The 19,823-nt window shown below is 63.1% G+C and carries 19 protein-coding genes; 10 read left to right on the plus strand and 9 right to left on the minus strand.

Going from position 1 to position 19,823, the window contains the following annotated elements:
- Positions 1-398: 398 nt before the first annotated feature.
- The gene (locus D3I60_RS02360) at positions 399-1,073 is read right to left on the minus strand and encodes an SOS response-associated peptidase (RefSeq protein ID WP_440588551.1); all 675 of its coding nucleotides are present in this window, start codon (positions 1,071-1,073) and stop codon (positions 399-401) included.
- Between the two features lie 52 nt (positions 1,074-1,125).
- On the opposite strand from D3I60_RS02360, the gene D3I60_RS02365 reads away from it, so the two are divergent.
- The 5 genes from D3I60_RS02365 (at position 1,126) to D3I60_RS02385 (ending at position 5,913) form a co-directional block, all read left to right on the plus strand.
- Entirely contained in the window at positions 1,126-1,641 is a 516-nt protein-coding gene (locus D3I60_RS02365; RefSeq protein ID WP_139468528.1) for a MarR family winged helix-turn-helix transcriptional regulator, read from the plus strand.
- A gap of 134 nt (positions 1,642-1,775) precedes the next feature.
- Positions 1,776-2,942, plus strand: a complete 1,167-nt coding sequence (locus tag D3I60_RS02370; RefSeq protein WP_262774569.1) for an acyl-CoA dehydrogenase family protein — start codon at positions 1,776-1,778, stop codon at positions 2,940-2,942.
- A gap of 1 nt (position 2,943) precedes the next feature.
- On the plus strand, positions 2,944-3,999 hold the full coding sequence (locus D3I60_RS02375; protein WP_262774570.1) for an enoyl-CoA hydratase/isomerase family protein: 1,056 nt from the start codon (positions 2,944-2,946) through the stop codon (positions 3,997-3,999).
- The gene (locus D3I60_RS02380; RefSeq protein ID WP_262774571.1) at positions 3,996-4,772 is read left to right on the plus strand and encodes an enoyl-CoA hydratase; all 777 of its coding nucleotides are present in this window, start codon (positions 3,996-3,998) and stop codon (positions 4,770-4,772) included. Before D3I60_RS02375 ends, D3I60_RS02380 begins: the two co-directional genes overlap by 4 nt.
- Before the next feature lie 169 nt (positions 4,773-4,941).
- Positions 4,942-5,913, plus strand: coding sequence for an NAD(P)H-dependent flavin oxidoreductase (locus tag D3I60_RS02385; protein ID WP_262774572.1), 972 nt, complete (start codon positions 4,942-4,944; stop codon positions 5,911-5,913).
- A gap of 109 nt (positions 5,914-6,022) precedes the next feature.
- Here the strand turns inward: D3I60_RS02385 and D3I60_RS02390 are convergent, their stop codons facing one another.
- Positions 6,023-7,072, minus strand: coding sequence for an App1 family protein (locus D3I60_RS02390; protein ID WP_262774573.1), 1,050 nt, complete (start codon positions 7,070-7,072; stop codon positions 6,023-6,025).
- Positions 7,073-7,074: 2 nt separating this feature from the next.
- Positions 7,075-8,073 (minus strand): tryptophan--tRNA ligase, encoded by a 999-nt coding sequence (gene trpS / locus D3I60_RS02395; RefSeq protein ID WP_262774574.1) that lies wholly within the window; start codon positions 8,071-8,073, stop codon positions 7,075-7,077.
- A 243-nt stretch (positions 8,074-8,316) separates the two neighbouring features.
- Between trpS and D3I60_RS02400 the strand changes: the two genes are divergently transcribed.
- Together D3I60_RS02400 and D3I60_RS02405 are read left to right on the plus strand one after the other, a co-directional pair.
- Positions 8,317-10,539, plus strand: a complete 2,223-nt coding sequence (locus D3I60_RS02400; protein WP_262774575.1) for a carbon starvation CstA family protein — start codon at positions 8,317-8,319, stop codon at positions 10,537-10,539.
- The gene (locus D3I60_RS02405) at positions 10,536-10,772 is read left to right on the plus strand and encodes a CstA-like transporter-associated (seleno)protein (RefSeq protein WP_172173575.1); all 237 of its coding nucleotides are present in this window, start codon (positions 10,536-10,538) and stop codon (positions 10,770-10,772) included. Before D3I60_RS02400 ends, D3I60_RS02405 begins: the two co-directional genes overlap by 4 nt.
- 109 nt (positions 10,773-10,881) lie before the next feature.
- On the opposite strand, the gene D3I60_RS02410 is transcribed toward D3I60_RS02405, so the two are convergent.
- Positions 10,882-11,697 carry an exodeoxyribonuclease III gene (locus D3I60_RS02410; RefSeq protein WP_262774576.1) on the minus strand — a complete coding sequence of 272 codons (816 nt, stop codon included), beginning with the start codon at positions 11,695-11,697 and terminating at the stop codon, positions 10,882-10,884.
- An 86-nt stretch (positions 11,698-11,783) separates the two neighbouring features.
- Between D3I60_RS02410 and D3I60_RS02415 the strand changes: the two genes are divergently transcribed.
- On the plus strand, positions 11,784-12,272 hold the full coding sequence (locus tag D3I60_RS02415) for a GNAT family N-acetyltransferase (protein WP_262774577.1): 489 nt from the start codon (positions 11,784-11,786) through the stop codon (positions 12,270-12,272).
- 93 nt (positions 12,273-12,365) lie between these two features.
- Here D3I60_RS02415 and D3I60_RS02420 read toward each other — a convergent pair whose 3' ends face one another.
- Entirely contained in the window at positions 12,366-13,247 is an 882-nt protein-coding gene (locus D3I60_RS02420) for a bifunctional methylenetetrahydrofolate dehydrogenase/methenyltetrahydrofolate cyclohydrolase (RefSeq protein WP_262774578.1), read from the minus strand.
- The gene (gene glyA, locus D3I60_RS02425; protein WP_262774579.1) at positions 13,247-14,521 is read right to left on the minus strand and encodes a serine hydroxymethyltransferase; all 1,275 of its coding nucleotides are present in this window, start codon (positions 14,519-14,521) and stop codon (positions 13,247-13,249) included. The genes D3I60_RS02420 and glyA overlap by 1 nt, the downstream gene beginning before the upstream one ends.
- 168 nt (positions 14,522-14,689) lie before the next feature.
- Between glyA and purU the strand changes: the two genes are divergently transcribed.
- Positions 14,690-15,541, plus strand: a complete 852-nt coding sequence (purU, locus tag D3I60_RS02430) for a formyltetrahydrofolate deformylase (RefSeq protein ID WP_262774580.1) — start codon at positions 14,690-14,692, stop codon at positions 15,539-15,541.
- Between the two features lie 119 nt (positions 15,542-15,660).
- Positions 15,661-17,181, plus strand: coding sequence for a sodium/proline symporter PutP (gene putP / locus D3I60_RS02435; RefSeq protein ID WP_262774581.1), 1,521 nt, complete (start codon positions 15,661-15,663; stop codon positions 17,179-17,181).
- A gap of 464 nt (positions 17,182-17,645) precedes the next feature.
- Here the strand turns inward: putP and rplQ are convergent, their stop codons facing one another.
- From rplQ to rpsK, 3 genes are all read right to left on the minus strand, one after another.
- Positions 17,646-18,194 carry a 50S ribosomal protein L17 gene (rplQ, locus tag D3I60_RS02440; RefSeq protein WP_262774582.1) on the minus strand — a complete coding sequence of 183 codons (549 nt, stop codon included), beginning with the start codon at positions 18,192-18,194 and terminating at the stop codon, positions 17,646-17,648.
- 23 nt (positions 18,195-18,217) lie between these two features.
- A complete protein-coding gene (locus tag D3I60_RS02445) occupies positions 18,218-19,216 on the minus strand; it encodes a DNA-directed RNA polymerase subunit alpha (RefSeq protein WP_025777903.1) in 999 nt (332 codons plus the stop codon).
- A gap of 152 nt (positions 19,217-19,368) precedes the next feature.
- The gene (gene rpsK, locus D3I60_RS02450) at positions 19,369-19,773 is read right to left on the minus strand and encodes a 30S ribosomal protein S11 (RefSeq protein WP_025777904.1); all 405 of its coding nucleotides are present in this window, start codon (positions 19,771-19,773) and stop codon (positions 19,369-19,371) included.
- Between the last annotated feature and the right edge of the window lie 50 nt (positions 19,774-19,823).

Here is a 19,823-nt window from a genome sequence, read left to right on the forward strand (position 1 = left end):
CCAGAAAAATAAATGTTCTGGCATCACAACTTGTTCAAACAAACACGCTATTGGATTCTCAAACCACAAACACACACCCATCACCACACCACACAAAACGCGTGTGTTCACTGGGGGTATCAGTTTCTGTTTGCACTTTTCGTCTTGCGACTCGCTGTGCCAGCGGGTGTCTACTCTACATGGTTGTTCTGATCCGCGCAACTCGAAGTTCATCTTCGGTTTGCCCGCATCGTTCCCGATCAGAGCGACTGTTGCCGTTCCTTGCGGCCTGGCAACCTGGACAACAATACACACATCTTCGGCCACCTGCAAAACCGCTCCGCACATGCCCACTCCCCCGCTCCGAAGAACCCCGAGATCTCGGGCGAAAGCCTCAGCCGCAAAGCGTTAAGAGAGACCTACGCCACGGGTTCGGCGAGTTCCGGAGAATCGTTGCGGACGTTTCCGACCGCGTTGCCGACCTTGTGTCGAGTGACGCTGGCGGGATCAACCTGATCGAGTGTCGCCGCCAACAGGTCCGGCACATCATTCGTCAGGACTCCAGGGGCGATCCAGTCACTGATCTGGTCGCGCCCGAGGAACACGGGCATCCGATGGTGGACATCGCTGAGGTGCCCCGCGGACTCCATCGTCAGGATCGCGGTTGAGACCAACCAGGTCTCATCCGGCTGTTTCCAGAACTCGAAGAGTCCCGCCATGAAGAGGGGATCCTCGCCCGCGGCGGTCATCATCCATGGCTGCTTGCCGTCTTCTGTGTTCTCCCATTCGTAGTAGCCCGGAATCGGCAGAGCACAGCGACGACGTCGGATGGCCTGCCGGAACATCGGCTTTTCGAGCACTGTCTCGGAACGGGCATTGAATGCCTTGAAGCCGATTTTGGGATCTTTCGCCCACGCCGGCACCAGCCCCCAGGAAGCGGTTTCGAGACGGCGATGCAGCTGACCATCCTCATCGAGTCGTTCGACGACGATCGGCACGAATGACCCCGGGGGCACATTGAAGCGCGGCGCGTAGTCATAGGAGACGACATCCAACCGCAGCTCATCAGCGAGATCCGCCGGATCGAGAGACATATTGAGTCGACCGCACATGCGCCCATCTTCTCACTTCACTACACTGTCGACAATGGCGGCAGAAGAGAATACAAGTACGGGGTTCGACCCGATCGAAGAGTCCCGTCGGCAATGGCTGGCCCATGGATGGGACGACGCAGCCGATGGAATGACGACAGTTATCTCAGTGATGAGGATCCACCAGCTGTTCCTGGCCCGAGTCGATGCCGCCCTCAAGCCCTTCGCGCTGACTTTCTCGCGCTATGAGGTCCTCACTCTCCTATCCTTCACACGAGCCGGGACCCTGCCGATGTCGAAGATCTCCGCTCGACTGCAGGTGCATGCGACCTCGACTACGAACTCTGTCGACCGCCTCGAGAAAGCCGGCCTCGTCGCCAGACGCAGCCACCCCGATGATCGCCGGACGACGCTCGTCGACCTCACTGATGCCGGTCGCGAGCTCGCCGCTCAAGCGACGAAGGCGCTCAACGCCGAGGTCTTCTCCTCCCCCGATTTCTCCGGTATCGACCTCGACTCTCTGCTCCCCCATCTCGAAACACTGCGCTCGGGACTCGAAGCCGGCGCCTGAGCCGACCGAAGCCGGCCGCCGAACGGACCATCGGCCAACGGGGCCACCTCGGGGAGAAATTAGTTGGATGTCCAAGTAAAATGGACGTATCGTGGTGTCGATCACCGAATACGCGTCCGATTCTTGGAGGAATCATGTCCCGCAGTACAGCCGCTGCCCTACCTTTCGGTCTCACCGACGAACAGCAGACCGTCGCCGGGATGGTGCGTGAGTTCGCCGATACCGAAGTCGCCCCACACGCCCTCGAATGGGACGCCGAACACTTCTTCCCCGTCGACGTCATCAGGAAGTCTGCCGAACTCGGAATGGGCGGCATCTACGTCAGTGAAGAGTCCGGCGGAACCGGAATGGGCCGGATGGATGCAGCGCTGATCTTCGAAGCGATGTCGACCGGATGCCCCTCCGTCGCCGCCTATATCTCCATCCACAACATGGTCGCGTGGATGATCGACAAGTTCGGCAACGACGAGCAGAAGTCGACGTACCTCGAGAAGCTCGTCTCCATGGAGCACCTCGGCAGCTACTGCCTGACCGAGCCCAATGCCGGCTCCGATGCGGCCGCCCTGCGCACCTCCGCCCGTGAGGACGGCGACCACTATGTGCTCAACGGAGTCAAGCAGTTCATCTCCGGCGCCGGCACCTCGGATACCTATCTCGTCATGGCCCGCACAGGCCAAGACGGAGCGCGTGGAATCTCCGCCTTCATCCTCGAGAAGGGTATGGAGGGTCTGAGCTTCGGCCCCAATGAGCAGAAGATGGGCTGGCGCGCCCAGCCGACCCGACAGGTGATCATGGAGAACGTGCGGGTTCCGAAAGAGAACATGCTCGGCGCGCCCGGCCAAGGCTTCAAGATCGCGATGTCCGGGCTCGACGGCGGACGTCTCAACATCGGCGCCTGCTCGCTCGGCGGCGGTCAGGCTGCGCTCGAGAAGGCCATCACCTATATGGGTGAGCGCCAGGCCTTCGGCACCGAGCTCTCCGGCTTCCAGGCTCTGCGCTTCGAGGTCGCGCAGATGCAGGCCGACCTCGAAGGTGCTCGCTCCCTGCTGTGGCGCGCCGCAGGAGCCTACGACGCAGGCGATCCGAACACCTCTCTGCTCTCGGCCATGGCCAAGCTCAAGGCCACCGACACCGGTTTCGATGTCGCGAACAGGGCCCTCCAGTTGCACGGCGGCTACGGCTATCTGACAGAGTATGGAATTGAGAAGCTGGTGCGTGACCTGCGAGTCCACCAGATTCTGGAAGGCACCAACGAAATCATGCGCGTGATCATCTCGCGCAAGAGCACAGGAGTGGGCTGATATGACAGAACCTTCGGCAGAGCAGGCGGACGCCTCCGTCATCACCTCGGTATCCAACGGGGTCGGCCGAATCGAACTCAACCGACCGAAGCTGATCAATGCGCTCAGCCAGGACATGGTGGGTGCCATCGACGACGCCCTCAATGCTTGGCGCGACGACGAGGCGGTCAACCTCGTCCTCGTCACCGGCCGAGGCGAGCGCGGTCTGTGTGCGGGCGGCGACATCAAGGCCGTGTACAACGACATCGTGGCCGGCAGCGACGAGAACGCGAGATTCTGGAACCGCGAATACAAGATGAATTTCGCGATCTCTGAATTCCCCAAGCCCTACGTCGTCATCATGAACGGCATCACGATGGGCGGCGGCGTCGGCATCTCCGGACACGCATCGCACCGCATCGTCACCGATTCGACGAAGGTCGGAATGCCGGAGACCGGAATCGGGCTCTTCCCCGATGTCGGCGGCACCCACCTGTTGGCCAACGCCCCCGGAGAGTTCGGCACCCACCTTGCGCTGACCGGGCAGCCCGTCGGGGCCGGCGCTGCGATCGCACTGGGCCTCGCCGACTACTTCGTCCCCGACGCGCAGATCCCCGATCTCATCGCCGAGCTCACCGATGGTGAGGACCTCGACGCGGTCATCGGCCGTTATTCGTCCGATGTTCCGGACAACGAACTCGCCGAGGCGGCCGACTGGATCAACGCCTGCTACGCCGGCGACGACGCCGAAGCCATCGTCGCGGCTCTCGCCGCGCACGAGAACCCCGATGCCCAGGCCACCGCTGAGCTCATCGGCACGAAGGCCCCCACCTCGGTGAAGGTGACCCTGGCTGCGGTCCGGAACGCCGCATCGATGACCCTGGCCGACGTCCTCGAACAGGACTACCGGGTCGCCGTCACGCTCACCGGCCTGCCGGACCTGAAGGAGGGTATCCGCGCGCAGGTCATCGACAAGGACCGCAACCCGCAATGGAATCCCGCCTCGCTGGCCGAGGTCACCGACGAACAGGTCCAGTCCATCCTCACCACCGACCACGAAGACAAGGTGTTCTCATGAGCGAATTCGAAACCATCCTGACCGACGTCGCCGACGGCGTCGCCACCATCACGATCAACCGACCGAATGCGCTCAACGCGCTCAACCTGCAGGTGCTCACCGACATCACCGATGCCGCGACCGCCTACGACGCAGATGATTCGATCAAGGCGATCATCATCACCGGCAGCGAGAAGGCCTTCGCCGCCGGCGCCGATATCAAGGAGATGTCGAGCCTCGACTTCTCGACCGCATACAAAGCTGACTGGTTCGCCGGGTGGACCCGGCTGACCGATGTGCGCAAGCCGGTCATCACCGCCGTCGGCGGCTACGCCCTGGGCGGCGGCTGCGAACTGGCGATGATGGGCGACATCCTCATCGCGTCGACGAAGGCGAAGTTCGGACAGCCCGAGATCAACCTCGGCGTGCTCCCGGGCATGGGCGGATCGCAGCGACTGACCCGCGCCATCGGCAAGGCAAAGGCCATGGACATGTGCCTGACAGGCCGGATGATGGGCGCTGAGGAGGCCGAACGTTCCGGACTCGTCGCTCGCATCGTCGAACCCGAAGCGCTCCTGGACACGGCGAACGAGATCGCGCAGACGATCGCGTCGAAGTCCCGCATCGCCTCGGCGATGGTCAAGGAAGCGGTGAACACCGCATTCGAGACGACCCTGGAGCAGGGACTGCGCTACGAGCGCCGACTCTTCCATTCGTCCCTGGCCACGAATGATCAGTCCGAGGGTATGGCCGCCTTCGTCGAGAAGCGGGACCCGAACTTCACGGATTCCTGATCCAGCTTCTTATCACTGCCGAAGGCGCAGACTCCTCAGAGAGTCTGCGCCTTCGTCGTCTGACCAGCCGAAATGCGGACCAGGAGACGAAAGAGAATGTGTTCCGTATCGCATTTAACAATCGTTCAGTTAGAGTGAGTGTATGCATTCATCTTCGCAAGGAGGCACCGTGACAAGCTTCACCGATCTGCGCTCCCAACTCCGTCTGCCCGTCGTCGGTTCCCCCATGTTCATCGCCTCGGGGCCCGAATTGGTCAAGGCCCAGTGCCAGGCCGGAATCGTCGGATCCTTCCCTTCCCTCAACGCCCGTCCCGCCTCGCAGCTGACCGACTGGCTCGATGAGATCTCCGAGTCGAACGCCGCCCACACTGCGGCGAATCCGCAGCAGCCCGCCGCTCCGTTCGCAGTCAACCTCATCGTCCACCGGTCGAACAATCGCCTCGAGGAGGACCTCGCCGAGGTGGTCCGCCACCAGGTGCCGATCGTCATCACCTCCCTCGGCGCCCGTGAGGAGGTCAACGAGGCCGTTCACTCCTACGGCGGCGTCGCCCTCCACGACGTCATCAACAACCGCTTCGCCAACAAGGCCGTCGAGAAGGGCGCCGACGGCGTCATCGCCGTGGCCGCCGGTGCCGGCGGGCACGCCGGTGCGCAGTCGCCGTTCGCCCTGGTGCAGGAGATCCGGTCCTGGTTCGATGGTCCCCTGCTCCTGTCGGGCGCCATCGCCCACGGCCGTTCGATCCTTGCGGCTCTGGCCGCCGGCGCCGACTTCGCCTACATCGGCTCGGCCTTCCTGTCCACGCCCGAGGCGAATGTCGTCGACGACTATCGGTCGATGATCGTCGAGTCCGGTGCCGACGACGTCGTGTACTCGAACTACTTCACCGGGGTGAAGGGCAACTACCTGCGCGGATCCATCGTCGCCTCTGGCCTCGACCCGGACAATCTGCCCGACGCCGATCCCACGAAGATGGACTTCAGCTCGTCTTCGGGTTCGGATTCGAAGGCCTGGAAGGACATCTGGGGCTCGGGACAGGGCATCGGTGCGCTCGGCCAGCAGCGGACGGCCGCCGAGCTCGTCGAGACCTTCGCTGCTCAGTTCGACGAGGCGAAGCAGCAGCTGCAGGCGCAGCTGGACTGATCCGACCGGGCGCCTCAAAGACCACCTCAGCCCCAATTGCTACCTGACGGCGGCCCAGCAACCTCGCGCGAGGTTGCTGGGCCGCCGTCAGGTAGCGGTGAGGTTCCGTTCAGATCGTCGATATGATTCCTCGTTCCGTCAGGCGAGAGGCCAGACCGGCGCCGTCGGGGGCGTAGATCCACGGCACGCCTTGGCCGCGACCGTGGCGCTTCGACCGTCCGCCGGCCCACACAGCCTCACCGACGGTGAGCTGTCGGATCGCGACAGCGGCGACGTTCTTCGGATGATTCTCGACGAACTCCCCGTATATCTCCTCATCGTTCTGCCCGTCGTCACCGATGAGCAGCCACTTCATCCACGGGAACTCTCGGGCCAGACGTTCCAGCGAATTGCGTTTGTGCTCCTTGCCCGACCGGAAAACCCGAGTCGTCGTCGGGCCCCAGTCGGTGAGCAGCAGCGGGCCCATCGGATAGAGGTTACGGGAAAGGAAGCGCTTGAGCGTCAATGCAGAGTTCCACGCCCCCGTCGACAGATAGACCATCGGAGTGTCCGGGCGCATGAAGGTGATCCGGTCATAGAGCACGGCCATTCCCGCCACCGGGGACCTCGCGTGCTCGCTGAGGACGAAGGTGTTCCACGCGGCGAGGAAGGGACGCGGCAGCGAAGTGACCATGACCGTGTCGTCGATATCGGAGATGATGCCGAAGGTCGAGTCCTCACCGACGATGCGCACGGCGGCAGAGTCGACGAGCGAGCCGTCGGTCCACAGTTCGATCTCCGTCTCTCCCGGCTCGAAGTCTCCGGGGATCACGGTGTCGATGATGCCTCCGCGATCGGAAGTGACCATATGCTCTTCGTCGTTCACGCGCACCCATGCGGTGTCATTGGGCAGAGGCACACTGACGAATGACTTCCACCCGCGGATGCTCGCGTGGACATCGGCGGCCGGCTGACCGTTCGGGGTGAGCACCAGGCGTCCGAGCACCCGCACCCAACCGGTCCCGCCGTAGGTGTCGTAGGCGATGACGGTGCGATGGTAGGCGTGGTCGGTGGCCCGATTCTGGATCCAGCCGTTGAACCGGTCCTCCACCCGCGCGGCGGTGTGGAGCATATCCGGTGTGAGATTGAGCGGCCCTTCTTCGGGTTTCTTCTTCGCCACGATCAGATGAAGCCGATCTTGTCATAGACCTCGCGCAGTGTCGCCTCGGCGATGGCGCTGGCCTTCTCCGCCCCGCGGTCGAGGATCGCCTGCAGTTGGGCCCGGTCCTCGAGGAGCTCCAGCGTCCGCTCCCGCACCGGTGTCAGGGTCTCCACAGCCACCTCGGCGAGGTCGACCTTGAGGTGACCGTACATCTTCCCTTCGTACTCGGCGACGATATCGTCGACCGAACGTGAGGTCAGGGAGGAATAGATCGTCAGCAGATTCGACACTCCCGGCTTGTTCTCCGGGTCGAAGGCGATCTCGGTTCCGTCGTCGGTCACGGCAGACTTGATCTTCTTCGTCAGGGCCTTCGCATCGTCGAGGATGTCGATGCGTCCCTGCGGGCTGGGCTGGGACTTCGACATCTTCGCGCCCGGATTCTGCAGGTCATAGATCTTCGCGGTCGCCTTGAGGATCTGCGCCTCGGGGACGGTGAAGGTCTTGCCGAACCGGTAGTTGAAGCGGTCGGCGAGGTTGCGGGTCAGCTCGAGGTGCTGGCGCTGGTCCTCACCGACGGGAACGAGCTGCGGGTTGTACAGGAGGATGTCGGCGGCCATCAGCGCCGGGTAGGTGAGCAGTCCCAGGGACACATGTTCCTGCTTCGCGGACTTGTCCTTGAACTGGGTCATCCGGCTGGCCTCACCCATCGAGGTGGTGCATTCGAGGACCCAGGACAGCTGCGGATGGGCGGGCACCTGGGACTGGACGAAGATCGTCGACTTCTCCGGATCGAGACCGGCAGCGATGAACTGCGCGGCCGTGCGCAGGGTGCGTTCCCGCAGTTCGGCCGGGTCCTGCTCGACGGTGATCGCGTGCATGTTGGCGATGAAGTAGAAGGCATCATGCGACTCCTGGTGAGTCACGAACTGTTGCAGGGCTCCGATGTAGTTGCCGAGATGAAGGGAATCGGAGGTGGCTTGGATACCTGAGACAGTGCGTGGCTGTGAAGAGTTCGTCATAGTCCTATGATGCCATCTCCCCTGTCGGGTCTATTCAGGCGTCCGGTCTGGTGTCGGGGATCACGCTCGGCCGCGGACCAGCGGTATAGTTCGTACCAGATCACATGATTCGCCAAGGTGTCTCCCAGTTCTCGAACATCTGTCGAGCAGCGGCCAGCGAAGGTCTGATCATGCGGAGAACTCAACAATCCCGACGCGTCATCTCTTACGGATCTGATGCGTCGTCTCTCAAGGAGGAGGACTATGTCGGTCGAATACATCAAGACCGAAGGCGACCTTCCGCCGGTCGCCGTGGTCGAGAAGCCACGCTGGACACCGGCGAAGATCGTGCTGTGGGTGGCCATCGCCCTCATCGCCGGCGCGGGCTGGTCGATGATCGCGTTCGTGCGCGGTGAAGAGCTGTCGGCCAGCTGGTTCGTCGCCGCAGCCGTCGGCAGCTACCTCATCGGATTCCGCTTCTACGCGAAGCTCATCGAATGGAAGATCTGCCGCCCGAACCCGAAGCGAGCCACCCCGGCAGAACTCAACGACAACGGCCGCGATTTCGCGCCGACCGACCGCCGGGTCCTGTTCGGCCACCACTTCGCTGCGATCTCCGGTGCCGGCCCCCTCGTGGGACCGATCCTTGCAGCCCAGATGGGCTACCTGCCCGGAACCCTGTGGATCGTCTTCGGCGTCGTCCTCGCCGGCGGTGTCCAGGACTATATGGTGCTGTTCTTCTCCATGCGCCGCAACGGCCGATCGCTGGGACAGATGACCCGCGATGAACTCGGTCGAACGGGCGGAATCATCGCCTCCATCGGCATCATCCTCATCATGGTCATCCTCATCGCGGTCCTCGGCGTCGTCATCATCAACGCACTGGCCGAAAGCCCCTGGGGCGTCTTCTCCATTGCGATGACCATCCCGATCGCCGTGTTCATGGGCATCTACATGCGCTACCTGCGCCCCGGCAAGGTCGTCGAGACCTCGGTCATCGGCATCGTGCTGCTCGTCATCGCGATCATCGCCGGCGGCTGGGTCCACAACTCGCCGTTCTGGTCCGAGATCTTCCACCTCGACAAGGTGACTCTGGCCTGGTGCCTGATGATCTACGGATTCCTCGCCGCCGTGCTTCCGGTGTGGGTGCTGCTGGCACCGCGTGACTACCTGTCGACATTCATGAAGATCGGCACCATCGTGCTGCTGGCCGTGGGCATCCTCATCGTCAACCCGACCGTGCAGATGCCTGCGCTGACCGAATTCGCGTTCAACTCGGCCGGTCCGGCGTTCGCCGGTGCCCTGTTCCCGTTCCTGTTCATCACCATCGCCTGTGGAGCTTTGTCGGGCTTCCACGCTCTCATCTCCTCAGGCACGACTCCGAAGCTCATCGAGAAGGAGACGCAGGCTCGCCTCATCGGCTACGGCGGCATGCTCATGGAGTCCTTCGTCGCGATCATGGCGCTGGTCGCCGCGATCTGCCTCGATAAGGGCCTCTACTTCGCGATGAATGCCGCCGAACCGCTCACCGGCGGAACGGTGCAGGGCGCAGCGGACTTCATCAACAACTCCTTGGGCATGTCCGGAGTGGAGACGAGTCCGGAGATCCTCGATCAGGCGGCCAAGGACGTCGGTGAGGAGAGCATCGTCTCTCGCACCGGCGGCGCCCCGACGCTGGCGATGGGAATGGCCCACATCCTCCACAACGTCTTCGGCGGGCCGGCCTGGATGTCGTTCTGGTACCACTTCGCCGTGATGTTCGAGGCCCTGTTCATCCTCACCACGATCGATGCGGGTACCCGCGTGGCCCGGTTCATGCTCTCGGATGCGCTCGGCAACTTCTCGAAGAAGTTCCGGGACCCCTCGTGGACTCCGGGTGCGTGGCTGACGACGGCGATCATGGTCGCCGCCTGGGGATCGATCCTGCTCATGGGAGTCACCGATCCCCTCGGCGGAATCAATACGCTGTTCCCGCTCTTCGGCATCTCGAACCAGCTGTTGGCCGCGATTGCCCTGGCCGTCGTCTTCGCCATCGTATGCAAGATGGGTCTGGCCAAGTGGGCGTGGATCCCCGGCATCCCGCTGGTCTGGGATCTGGTGGTCACGATGGTCGCCTCGTGGCAGAAGATCTTCTCCTCCGACCCGAAGCTCGGCTACTGGGCTCAGCACTTCGCCTACAAGGACGCGTTGGCGGCCGGAGAGACCTCGATGGGCAATACCGAGGGAGTCGCGGCGATGAGCGCAGTCGTGCGCAACACATTCGTCCAGGGCACCCTGTCGATCGTCTTCGCACTTCTTGTCGCGATGGTCGTCGTCATGGCAGTCTGGAAGTCCATCGAGGCCATCAGGAAGGGGTCCCTGCCGACGACGGAGGAGCCTTTCGTCGAGACGAAGATGTTCGCTCCGGCCGGTATCATCGCTCGCAAACCCGAGCGTGAGCTGCAGGCGCAGTGGGACGAGCACGCAGCAGGAAGGCAGAAGGAATGAGCACCGCACATCCGCTCAGCCGCATCGCCAGCGATCCGTGGGGGTCCCTGCGCCGAGGCGGGGCCTGGCTCCACTGGTACCTCAAGGAGATCATGGGCGAGAACGCCTATATCCACTACCTCGAATCCTACGAGCGCCGCCACGGCACCCGTGAGGGTGCGATGGAGGAGAAGGCCTTCTGGCGAGATCTCACCGATGAGCAGGACCGCAATCCCAAGGCCCGCTGCTGTTGAGACTCTGAAGCCACCTGCGTCTCTGAACGCAGAGAGGACAGCGAAGAGCCCGGGGCTCAGGACGAAATGTCCTGAGCCCCGGGCTCTTCGTCTGTCGTTCGGACTGCGGTCAGGCCTGGACGGACGGGAGGTCGTAGTCGATGACCAGCGGAGCGTGGTCCGACCAGCGCTCGGCCCAGCTGTCGGCTTTGTCCACGGTGGCCTTGACCGCGGTTTCGGCCAGGGCCGGAGTGGCCATCTGATAGTCGATGCGCCATCCTGTGTCATTGTCGAAGGCCTGACCGCGCATCGACCACCAGGTATAAGGTCCGTCGATGTCGCCGCTGAGTTCGCGGTGGACGTCGACATAGCCGATCTCACCGAAGAACTTGTCGAAGTAGGCTCGTTCTTCCGGGAGGAATCCGGACTTCTTCCGGTTGGCCTTCCAATTCTTCAGGTCGCGTTCGGTGTGGCAGACGTTGAGGTCGCCGGTGACGAGGACATGGTCGGCGGTCTTCGCCAGCTGCGGCATCCGTTCGATCATGCGGTCGAGGAACCGGTACTTGTCGTCCTGTTTGGGGGTGTCGGCCTCGCCGGAATGGACGTACGCGGACACAAGGGTCAGAAGCGATCCGTCGCCGAGGCGGAAGTCTGTCTCCACCCAGCGTCCGGCCCGGTCGAAGTAGCCGTCGTCGCCGAGTCCTTCACGCACCGCCTCGGGTTCTGTGCGGGCCATCACGGCGACGCCGGCGCGGCCCTTCGCCTCGGCATCATGGCTGATCGTGGTGTATCCGGTGTCGGCGAGGACACCGTGCGCGATTTCGTTCGCGGCGCGCACTTCTTGGAGGGTGATGAAGTCCGGTTTCGCTGCATCGACCCAGGTGGGCATCCCCTTTCGCCATGCTGCGCGGACTCCGTTGACGTTGACTGAAGCAATCCGAATCATGTGATCTATGATGACATGGAGCGCACTATTCTTCCGGGACGGGGCGTTATAGAGTGAGAGTAAGTACGAACACATCAGGAGGCGCAATGGCCGTTGACGAAACTATCGACACCGAGCAGCTGAGCATCAGTCCGCTCGATGAGGTCGACGCCCGCGAGATGCGCGAATTCCTGCTCGACGCTCAGGCCAACTTCTGGGGAGACCGCGATCTCAGCGGTGACCATGATGCCTACTGGTTCCGTCAGTTCGTCACCTCGGGACTCGTCGCCCGCTACCGTTCGGAGATCGTCGGATACCTGCTCGGCGTCATTCCCCATGATGGTCCTGCCTACATCCACCTGGTGGCAGCGCGGTCGGATTTCCGTCACCAGGGAATCGGGCGTCATCTCTACCAGCACTTCATCGACCATTCCCGTCAGCTCGGAGTCTCCTCAGTGCAGGCGACGACGATGCCGGAGTCCTCGGGTGCGATCTCGTTCCACTCCTCCATGGGCTTCAGCGGAGAGCTCATCGAGGACTATGCAGGCCCGGGCAACCCGCGCGTCTTCTTCGAACTCAAGTTCCCCGAGGACTGATCACCCGGCACCGCCCACCCTCCCAGAACTACCTGACGGCGGCTCAGCAACCTCGCGCGAGGTTGCTGAGCCGCCGTCAGGTAGTAATAGGGGTCAGTTGGCTGAGCGTTGGGCGGTGTCGACGACGTTCTTGAGCAGCAGGGCTCGAGTCATCGGTCCGACGCCTCCCGGGTTCGGTGAGACCCAGGACGCCACCTCGGCGACCGCCGGATCCACGTCTCCGACGATCTTCGACTTCCCCGTCTCCGGGTCCGTCTCGCGCGAGACTCCCACGTCGAGGACGATCGCTCCGGGTTTGACCGCCTCTGCTTTCACGATGCGAGCCGCACCGGCGGCAGCGACGATGACATCGGCCTGAGCCAACAGCTCATCGAGGTTGCGCGTACCGGTGTGCGTCAGAGTCACGGTCGCATTGTGCTCACGCCGAGTCAGCAGTGCACCGATGGACCGGCCAACGGTGACCCCGCGACCGATGACCACGACATGCTTGCCAGCCAGATCGATGCCGTTGCGAGTGATCAGCTCGATGACACCGCGCGGAGTGCACGGCAGCGGAGTGGTGATCTCCGAGTTCACGTTGAGCACGAGTCGGCCGAGGTTCGTCGGATGCAGTCCGTCGGCGTCCTTGGCCGGATCGATGGCTTCGAGGATCGTGTCCGTGTCGATATGGTCCGGCAGCGGAAGCTGCACGATGTAGCCGGTGCAGGCGTCATCGTTGTTGAGCTCGTCGATGACCGCCAGCAGCTCTTCCTGACTCACCGACTCGGGCAGGTCGCGGCGGATCGAACTGATCCCGACCTCGGCGCAGTCACGGTGCTTGCCCGCGACGTACCACTTCGAACCGGGGTCCTCCCCCACAAGCACTGTGCCGAGGCCCGGAACGATTCCGGATTCTGCCAGGGTCGCCACCGCCTCGGAGAGTTCGGCCTTGATCTGCTTCGCGCAGGCTCTGCCGTCGAGGATCTGTGCACTCATCAGTACTGCTCCAGTCCTTCGTAGAGGGGGAAGTCGTCGCTGAGCTTCTTCACGCGTGCGGCGAGTGCCTCGACGTCGGCACCGGGCTTGAGCGCCTCGGCGATGACGTCAGCGACCTCGGTGAATTCGTTGTCGCCGAATCCGCGGGTGGCCAGTGCCGGGGTGCCGATGCGCAGCCCCGAGGTGACCATCGGCGGACGCGGGTCGAAGGGCACGGCGTTGCGGTTGACGGTGATGCCGACCGAGTGCAGAAGATCTTCGGCCTGCTGTCCGTCGAGGGCGGAGTTGCGCAGGTCGACGAGCACGAGGTGGACATCGGTGCCGCCGGTGAGCACGGTGGCTCCGGCGTCGGCGACATCGGAGGCCAACAGGCGCTCAGCCAGGATCTGAGCACCGCGCACGGTGCGTTCCTGACGTTCCTTGAACTCGGCGGAGGCCGCGAGCTTGAAGGCCACGGCTTTCGCGGCGATGACATGCATGAGCGGTCCACCCTGCTGTCCCGGGAACACGGCGGAGTTGAGCTTCTTCGCGTACTCCTCCTTGCCGAGGATGAAACCGGACCGGGGGCCGCCGATGGTCTTGTGCACCGTCGAGGACACGACATCGGCGAACGGCACCGGGTTCGGATGCAGACTGGCGGCGACGAGTCCGGCGAAGTGGGCCATATCGACCCACAGCTTCGCACCGACTTCGTCGGCGATATCTCGGAAGGCCTGGAAGTCCAGCTGACGCGGGTAGGCCGACCACCCGGCGACGATGACCTCGGGGCGGTGTTCGAGAGCCTTCTCGCGCACCTTGTCCATATCGATGCGGTAGGTATCGGGGTCGACCTCATAGGAGGCGACATCGTAGAGGCGCCCGGAGAAGTTGATCTTCATACCGTGGGTGAGGTGACCGCCGTGGGCCAGGGACAGCCCGAGCATCTTGTCACCCTGACGGGCCAGAGCGTGCATGACAGCGGCGTTGGCCGAGGCACCCGAATGGGGCTGGACGTTCGCGTAGTCGGCGCCGAAGAGGCTCTTGGCGCGGTCGATGGCGAGGTTCTCCGCGACGTCGACGTATTCGCAGCCGCCGTAGTAGCGCTTGCCGGGATACCCCTCGGCGTACTTGTTCGTCAGCACCGACCCCTGTGCTTCCAGCACGGCGCGCGGGACGAAATTCTCCGAGGCGATCATCTCGAGCGTCGACCGCTGGCGGCCCAGCTCGAGGTCGAGGACTTCGGCAATCTGCGGGTCGATGTCGGCAAGCGAAGCCTGCATCGAGTTTTCGGTCATGAGTACTCTCCTGTGGCATCCGATGATGGGAGCGAGGCAGCGCGCAAACCGCGGCCGTCACCCGGCACCATGCTAACAGCGACGCCGCCTGCTTCCGGGGCCGCGACCGACATCCGGATGCCGACACCGGATGGGTGAAATCCGCAGCCACCGATTAGGATCGAGTCCATGAGCTGCGAATGGATCCTGAGAGTCACCTGCCCCGATTCGACCGGCATCGTCCACGCCGTGACCGGGGTGCTCGCGGGCCTGGGCGGCAACATCACCGAATCCCAGCAGTTCTCCTCCCCCGATTCCCGTCAGTTCTTCCTGCGCCTGCAGTTCTCGACGCCTGCAGAGACCACGGCCCAGACCGTGGAAGAGGCACTCGCCGAGGTGGCTCCCCGGTTCGCGATGACTGTCAGCCTGCAACCGGTGGAGAAGAAGACCCGCACCCTGATCATGGTGTCCAAGGCCGCGCACTGCCTCAACACTCTGCTGTTCCGGCATTCGGCCGGTCAGCTGCCCATCGACATCGTCGGCGTCGCCGGCAACCATGCCGATCTGCGTCCGCTCGCCGAATTCCACGGCCACGATTTCCACCATATTCCGATCACCCGGGAGACGAAGGCCGACGCCGAGGCGAGTCTCTCGACTCTCGTCGATGACCTCGATGTCGAACTCATCGTCTTGGCCCGATACATGCAGATCCTCTCCCCCGACCTCTGCGCCCGCCTCGAGGGCAGGGTCATCAATATCCACCATTCGTTCCTGCCGAGCTTCAAGGGCGCGAAGCCCTACCATCAGGCGCATGCCCGAGGCGTGAAGATCATCGGCGCGACTGCCCACTACGTCACCAGCGACCTCGACGAGGGGCCGATCATCGAACAGGATGTGGCCCGCGTCGATCACAATCAGGCGATCGCCGATTTCGTCCGGCACGGTCAGGACGTCGAAGCGGCCGTGCTCGCTCGGGCCGTCGCTTGGCATGCCGAAGGCCGCGTGCTCATGGACGGCCATCGCACCGTCGTCTTCGACTGAGCCTGCCGCTCCGGGAGTGTCGCGGTGTATTCTCGCAACAGAAAGGTGCAGAGGAAATTCACACCTGCGACCTCTTGTCCTGTAAGGTCGGCTCGGCCTACCGAAGGAGCTGAGCTCAAATGTCGGAAACCACTTTCCGCACGATCGCGATCGTCCTCTACTTCATCGGCATGCTGGCCATCGGCTGGTTTGCCTATCGCAAGACGAAGAACAGCCTCGACGACTATATGCTCGCGGGACGTGGACTGCGACCCAGCGTTGCCGCGCTGAGCGCCGGCGCCTCCGATATGTCGGGGTGGCTGCTCATGGGCCTGCCCGGCGCCATCTACGTCTCCGGGCTCATCGAAGCCTGGATCGCCATCGGCCTGACCGTCGGAGCTTGGATCAACTGGAAGATCGTCGCCCCTCGACTGCGTGCGTTCACGGAGAGGGCCGGCGACTCGATCACGATCCCCAGCTTCTTCGAACAGCGGCTGAAGGACCGGACACGACTGCTGCGCATCGTCTGCGGCATCATCATTCTGGTCTTCTTCACCTTCTACGTCTCGTCAGGCATGGTGGCGGCCGGCAAATTCTTCGAGTCGAGCTTCGGACTCAACTACCTCGGCGGAATGCTCCTCGTCGCCGCGATCACGATGATCTACACTCTCTTCGGCGGATTCCTCGGCGCGACTCTCACGGATGTCGCCCAGGGTCTGCTGATGTTCGCTGCTCTGGTGGCTGTGCCGATCGTCGCCGTCATCAACGCCGGTGGGCCGATGACGGTTATCAACAACGTCACCGAAATCGATCCCGGTCTGCTCAGCCTCTTCGGCTCAGACCAGTTCTGGACCTTCGCGACGATCGCGTCGATCGTGTCCTCCCTGGCCTGGGGACTGGGCTACTTCGGCCAGCCACACATCATCGTGCGCTTCATGGCCCTGCGCACTCCCGCCGATGCCACCGTCGCCCGGCGCATCGGCGTCGGCTGGATGGCGATCTCGGCGCTCGGTGCCGTCGCCACCGCCATCGTCGGCATCTCCTACTTCTCTCAGCACGCGGATATGGAACCAGCCGACGCCGAAACCGTCTTCCTCGACCTCGCGCAGATCCTCTTCCACCCGTTCATCGCCGGCCTCGTCTTGGCTGCGGTGCTGGCAGCCATCATGTCGACGATCTCCTCGCAGCTCGTCGTCACGTCGTCAGCGCTCATCGAGGACCTGTTCAAGATCGTCGCCCTGCGCACCGGATCCACGCGGACGCTGCAGGACAAGACCTACGTGCTGCTCGGCCGCCTCGGCGTGCTCGTCGTCGCCGTCATCGCAGTGGTCCTAGCGATCTCGCCGTCGAACAGCATCCTCGACCTCGTCGCCTTCGCTTGGGCAGGCTTCGGCGCCTCCTTCGGGCCGATCGTCCTGCTCACTCTGTTCTGGAAGCGTCTGAGCAACTGGGGCGCCCTGTTCGGTCTGCTCTCCGGCGCGGTCGTGGCCTTCGTCTGGGGCCAGGTGAGCACTCCGATGACGGATGCGATCTACGAGATCATTCCCGGCTTCATCGTCAACCTCATCGTCGCCGTCGTCGTCAGTCGATTCACTTACAAGCACGACGAGGCCTCTGACATCGAGTTCGACGAATCCGTGGAACTCTCCCGAGTGAAGTGAGAACCGACTCGTGAAGTGAGAGTCGGCTCGATAAGACGAAGGCCGGGGCACGATCGTGCCCCGGCCTTCGTCTTATCGAGCCGTCAGTATGACCCATGGCTTACCCACCGTCTGTGCACTGAACGGATCCCGGTGCGTCTGCAGACGTCAGCCCGATCAGAAGGGGCGCCGGTCACTCATGCGGTGACATCACATTACGATGAGAGCCTCAGGTTGCGTACCGGAATATTCGCTTTTCGTTCCAATCATCTGAATCGAAACCGATGATTGGAACGAAGAGCAATCATTCACGCCGAGGCGGTCGGACAGGTGCGTGGAAACTGACCCCGCCGAGGCGACCTGCACGTCCTAGTCGATCCCCGCGCCAGCGGTGAATACACTTCAGGCGGGCACCTGTGTCGGTGCCCGCCTGAAGTGTGCGGCTCACGGCTGCGGAGATCCGAGCCGTCAGTCAGTCGAGGAGATTACTTCTCCTCAGCAGCCTCGGAGGACTCTTCAGCGGTCTCGGCGTCAGCCTCGACTGCCTCTGCCTCGACTGCGGCGTCTTCGGCCGGAGCCTCGTCGACGACCTCAGCCTCAGCCGGAGCCTCTTCCGCCGGCGCGGCAGCGGCGGTGGCCTGTTCGGCTTCCTTCACGGTTGCCTGCTTCGGCGAGTAGGGCTCGAGGACCAGTTCGATGACGGCCATCGGGGCGTTGTCGCCGGGACGGGGTCCGATCTTGGTGATACGGGTGTATCCACCGGGACGCTCGGCCATCGTGTCGGCGATCGAGGTGAAGAGCTCGTGCACGATCGACTTGTCGGAGATCTGGCCGAGCACGCGACGACGTGCGGCCAGGTCACCCTTCTTGGCGTTCGTGATCATGCGCTCGGCAACCGGGCGCAGACGCTTGGCCTTCGTCACGGTCGTCTTGATCTGCTTGTGCTCGAACAGCTGGGCTGCCAGGTTGTTGAGCATCATGCGCTCGTGTGTGGGCGAACCGCCGAGGCGGGGACCCTTGGTTGGGGTTGGCATTGTCAGTTACTCCTAGGTCTTAATCAGTACTGTTCGTCTTCGACGTAGGACTGGTCCTCATCAACGAGACCGGCTTCGAACCCGGCAGGACTGTCCTTGAGGCTCAGGCCGAGCTCGTTGAGCTTCGCCTTGACCTCGTCGATCGACTTCGAACCAAAGTTGCGGATATCCATCAGGTCGGCTTCGCTGCGAGCAACGAGTTCGCCGACGGTGTGGATGCCTTCGCGCTTGAGGCAGTTGTAGGAGCGCACGGTCAGGTCGAGATCTTCGATCGCCAGCGCCAGGTCAGCGGCGAGTGCCGCGTCCACAGGCGAGGGTCCGATCTCGATGCCTTCAGCTTCAACGTTGAGCTCTCGAGCCAGGCCGAAGAGTTCGACCAGGGTCTTGCCCGCAGATGCGATGGCATCGCGCGGGGTCATCGAGGGCTTGGTTTCGACGTCGAGGACCAGACGATCGAAGTCGGTGCGCTGTTCGACACGCGTGGCTTCGACCTTGTAGGTGACCTTGAGAACCGGGGAGTAGATCGAATCGACCGGAATCCGGCCGATCTCTGCATCCGCGTTCTTGTTCTGAGCGCTCGAAACGTATCCGCGTCCACGTTCGATGGTCAGTTCCATGTCCAGACGGCCCTCACCATTCAGGGTGGCGATGTGCAGGTCCGGATTGTGGATCTCGACCCCGGCAGGAGCAGAGACATCGGCAGCGGTCACGGTGCCAGGTCCCTGCTTGCGCAGGTAGGCGACAACCGGTTCGTCGAATTCGGACGATACGACCAGGGACTTCAGGTTGAGGATGAACTCGGTGACATCCTCTTTGACTCCCGGCACGGTGCTGAACTCGTGGAGCACTCCGTCGATCCGGATGGACGTGACGGCGGCACCAGGGATCGAGGACAGCAGGGTCCGGCGAAGCGAGTTGCCGAGGGTGTAGCCGAATCCGGGCTCGAGCGGTTCGATGGCGAACCGTGAGCGGTTATCGGAGACGACTTCTTCCGTGAGCGTTGGGCGCTGTGCAATGAGCACGTGGGCTTCCTTTCAGCGAACATCCGCTATATGACGTTCGCACTGCACGTCATGGCGTCGAGGCCATGAAGAACGGTTCGGGTTATCTGGGAATCCGTTCTGCGACCGATGTCGGGCTCTCACCCGTCATCCGTTGCAGTTCCACGGAAGGATCAGCCGCGGCGGCGCTTGGGGGGACGGCAGCCGTTGAACGGAACGGGGGTGACATCCTGGATGGTTCCCAGTTCCAGGCCGGCGGCCTGCAGCGAACGGATGGCGGTCTCGCGGCCCGAGCCCGGTCCCTTGACGAACACGTCGACCTTCTTCAGGCCGTGTTCCTGCGCCCGGCGAGCAGCCGATTCAGCAGCCATCTGAGCGGCGTACGGGGTCGACTTGCGCGAACCCTTGAAGCCGATCTCACCTGAGGAGGCCCAGGAGATGACAGCACCGGTCGGATCGGTGATCGACACGATGGTGTTGTTGAAGGTTGATTTGATGTGAGCCTGGCCGGCAACGATATTCTTCTTCAGCTTGCGGCGAGGCTTGCGCACTGTAGCGGCGCGTGACTTGGGAGGCATATGTCCTACTCCTGATCGAGGTGGTTGGCCTCAGCCAACCGAGTGAGCGT

Origin of the sequence: Brevibacterium permense (genome assembly GCF_025506275.1) — a bacterium.
Lineage (GTDB): Bacteria > Actinomycetota > Actinomycetes > Actinomycetales > Brevibacteriaceae > Brevibacterium > Brevibacterium permense_A.

Excerpts from the sequence above, each read along its gene's own strand:
- D3I60_RS02360 (WP_440588551.1), bottom strand. The coding sequence starts at position 1,073 with ATGTCTCTCGATCCGGCGGATCTCGCTGATGAGCTGCGGTTGGATGTC.
- D3I60_RS02365 (WP_139468528.1), top strand. The coding sequence starts at position 1,126 with ATGGCGGCAGAAGAGAATACAAGTACGGGGTTCGACCCGATCGAAGAG.
- D3I60_RS02370 (WP_262774569.1), top strand. The coding sequence starts at position 1,776 with ATGTCCCGCAGTACAGCCGCTGCCCTACCTTTCGGTCTCACCGACGAA.
- D3I60_RS02375 (WP_262774570.1), top strand. The coding sequence starts at position 2,944 with ATGACAGAACCTTCGGCAGAGCAGGCGGACGCCTCCGTCATCACCTCG.
- D3I60_RS02380 (WP_262774571.1), top strand. The coding sequence starts at position 3,996 with ATGAGCGAATTCGAAACCATCCTGACCGACGTCGCCGACGGCGTCGCC.
- trpS (WP_262774574.1), bottom strand. The coding sequence starts at position 8,073 with ATGACGAACTCTTCACAGCCACGCACTGTCTCAGGTATCCAAGCCACC.
- D3I60_RS02400 (WP_262774575.1), top strand. The coding sequence starts at position 8,317 with ATGTCGGTCGAATACATCAAGACCGAAGGCGACCTTCCGCCGGTCGCC.
- D3I60_RS02405 (WP_172173575.1), top strand. The coding sequence starts at position 10,536 with ATGAGCACCGCACATCCGCTCAGCCGCATCGCCAGCGATCCGTGGGGG.
- D3I60_RS02410 (WP_262774576.1), bottom strand. The coding sequence starts at position 11,697 with ATGATTCGGATTGCTTCAGTCAACGTCAACGGAGTCCGCGCAGCATGG.
- D3I60_RS02415 (WP_262774577.1), top strand. The coding sequence starts at position 11,784 with ATGGCCGTTGACGAAACTATCGACACCGAGCAGCTGAGCATCAGTCCG.
- D3I60_RS02420 (WP_262774578.1), bottom strand. The coding sequence starts at position 13,247 with ATGAGTGCACAGATCCTCGACGGCAGAGCCTGCGCGAAGCAGATCAAG.
- glyA (WP_262774579.1), bottom strand. The coding sequence starts at position 14,521 with ATGACCGAAAACTCGATGCAGGCTTCGCTTGCCGACATCGACCCGCAG.
- purU (WP_262774580.1), top strand. The coding sequence starts at position 14,690 with ATGAGCTGCGAATGGATCCTGAGAGTCACCTGCCCCGATTCGACCGGC.
- putP (WP_262774581.1), top strand. The coding sequence starts at position 15,661 with ATGTCGGAAACCACTTTCCGCACGATCGCGATCGTCCTCTACTTCATC.
- rplQ (WP_262774582.1), bottom strand. The coding sequence starts at position 18,194 with ATGCCAACCCCAACCAAGGGTCCCCGCCTCGGCGGTTCGCCCACACAC.
- rpsK (WP_025777904.1), bottom strand. The coding sequence starts at position 19,773 with ATGCCTCCCAAGTCACGCGCCGCTACAGTGCGCAAGCCTCGCCGCAAG.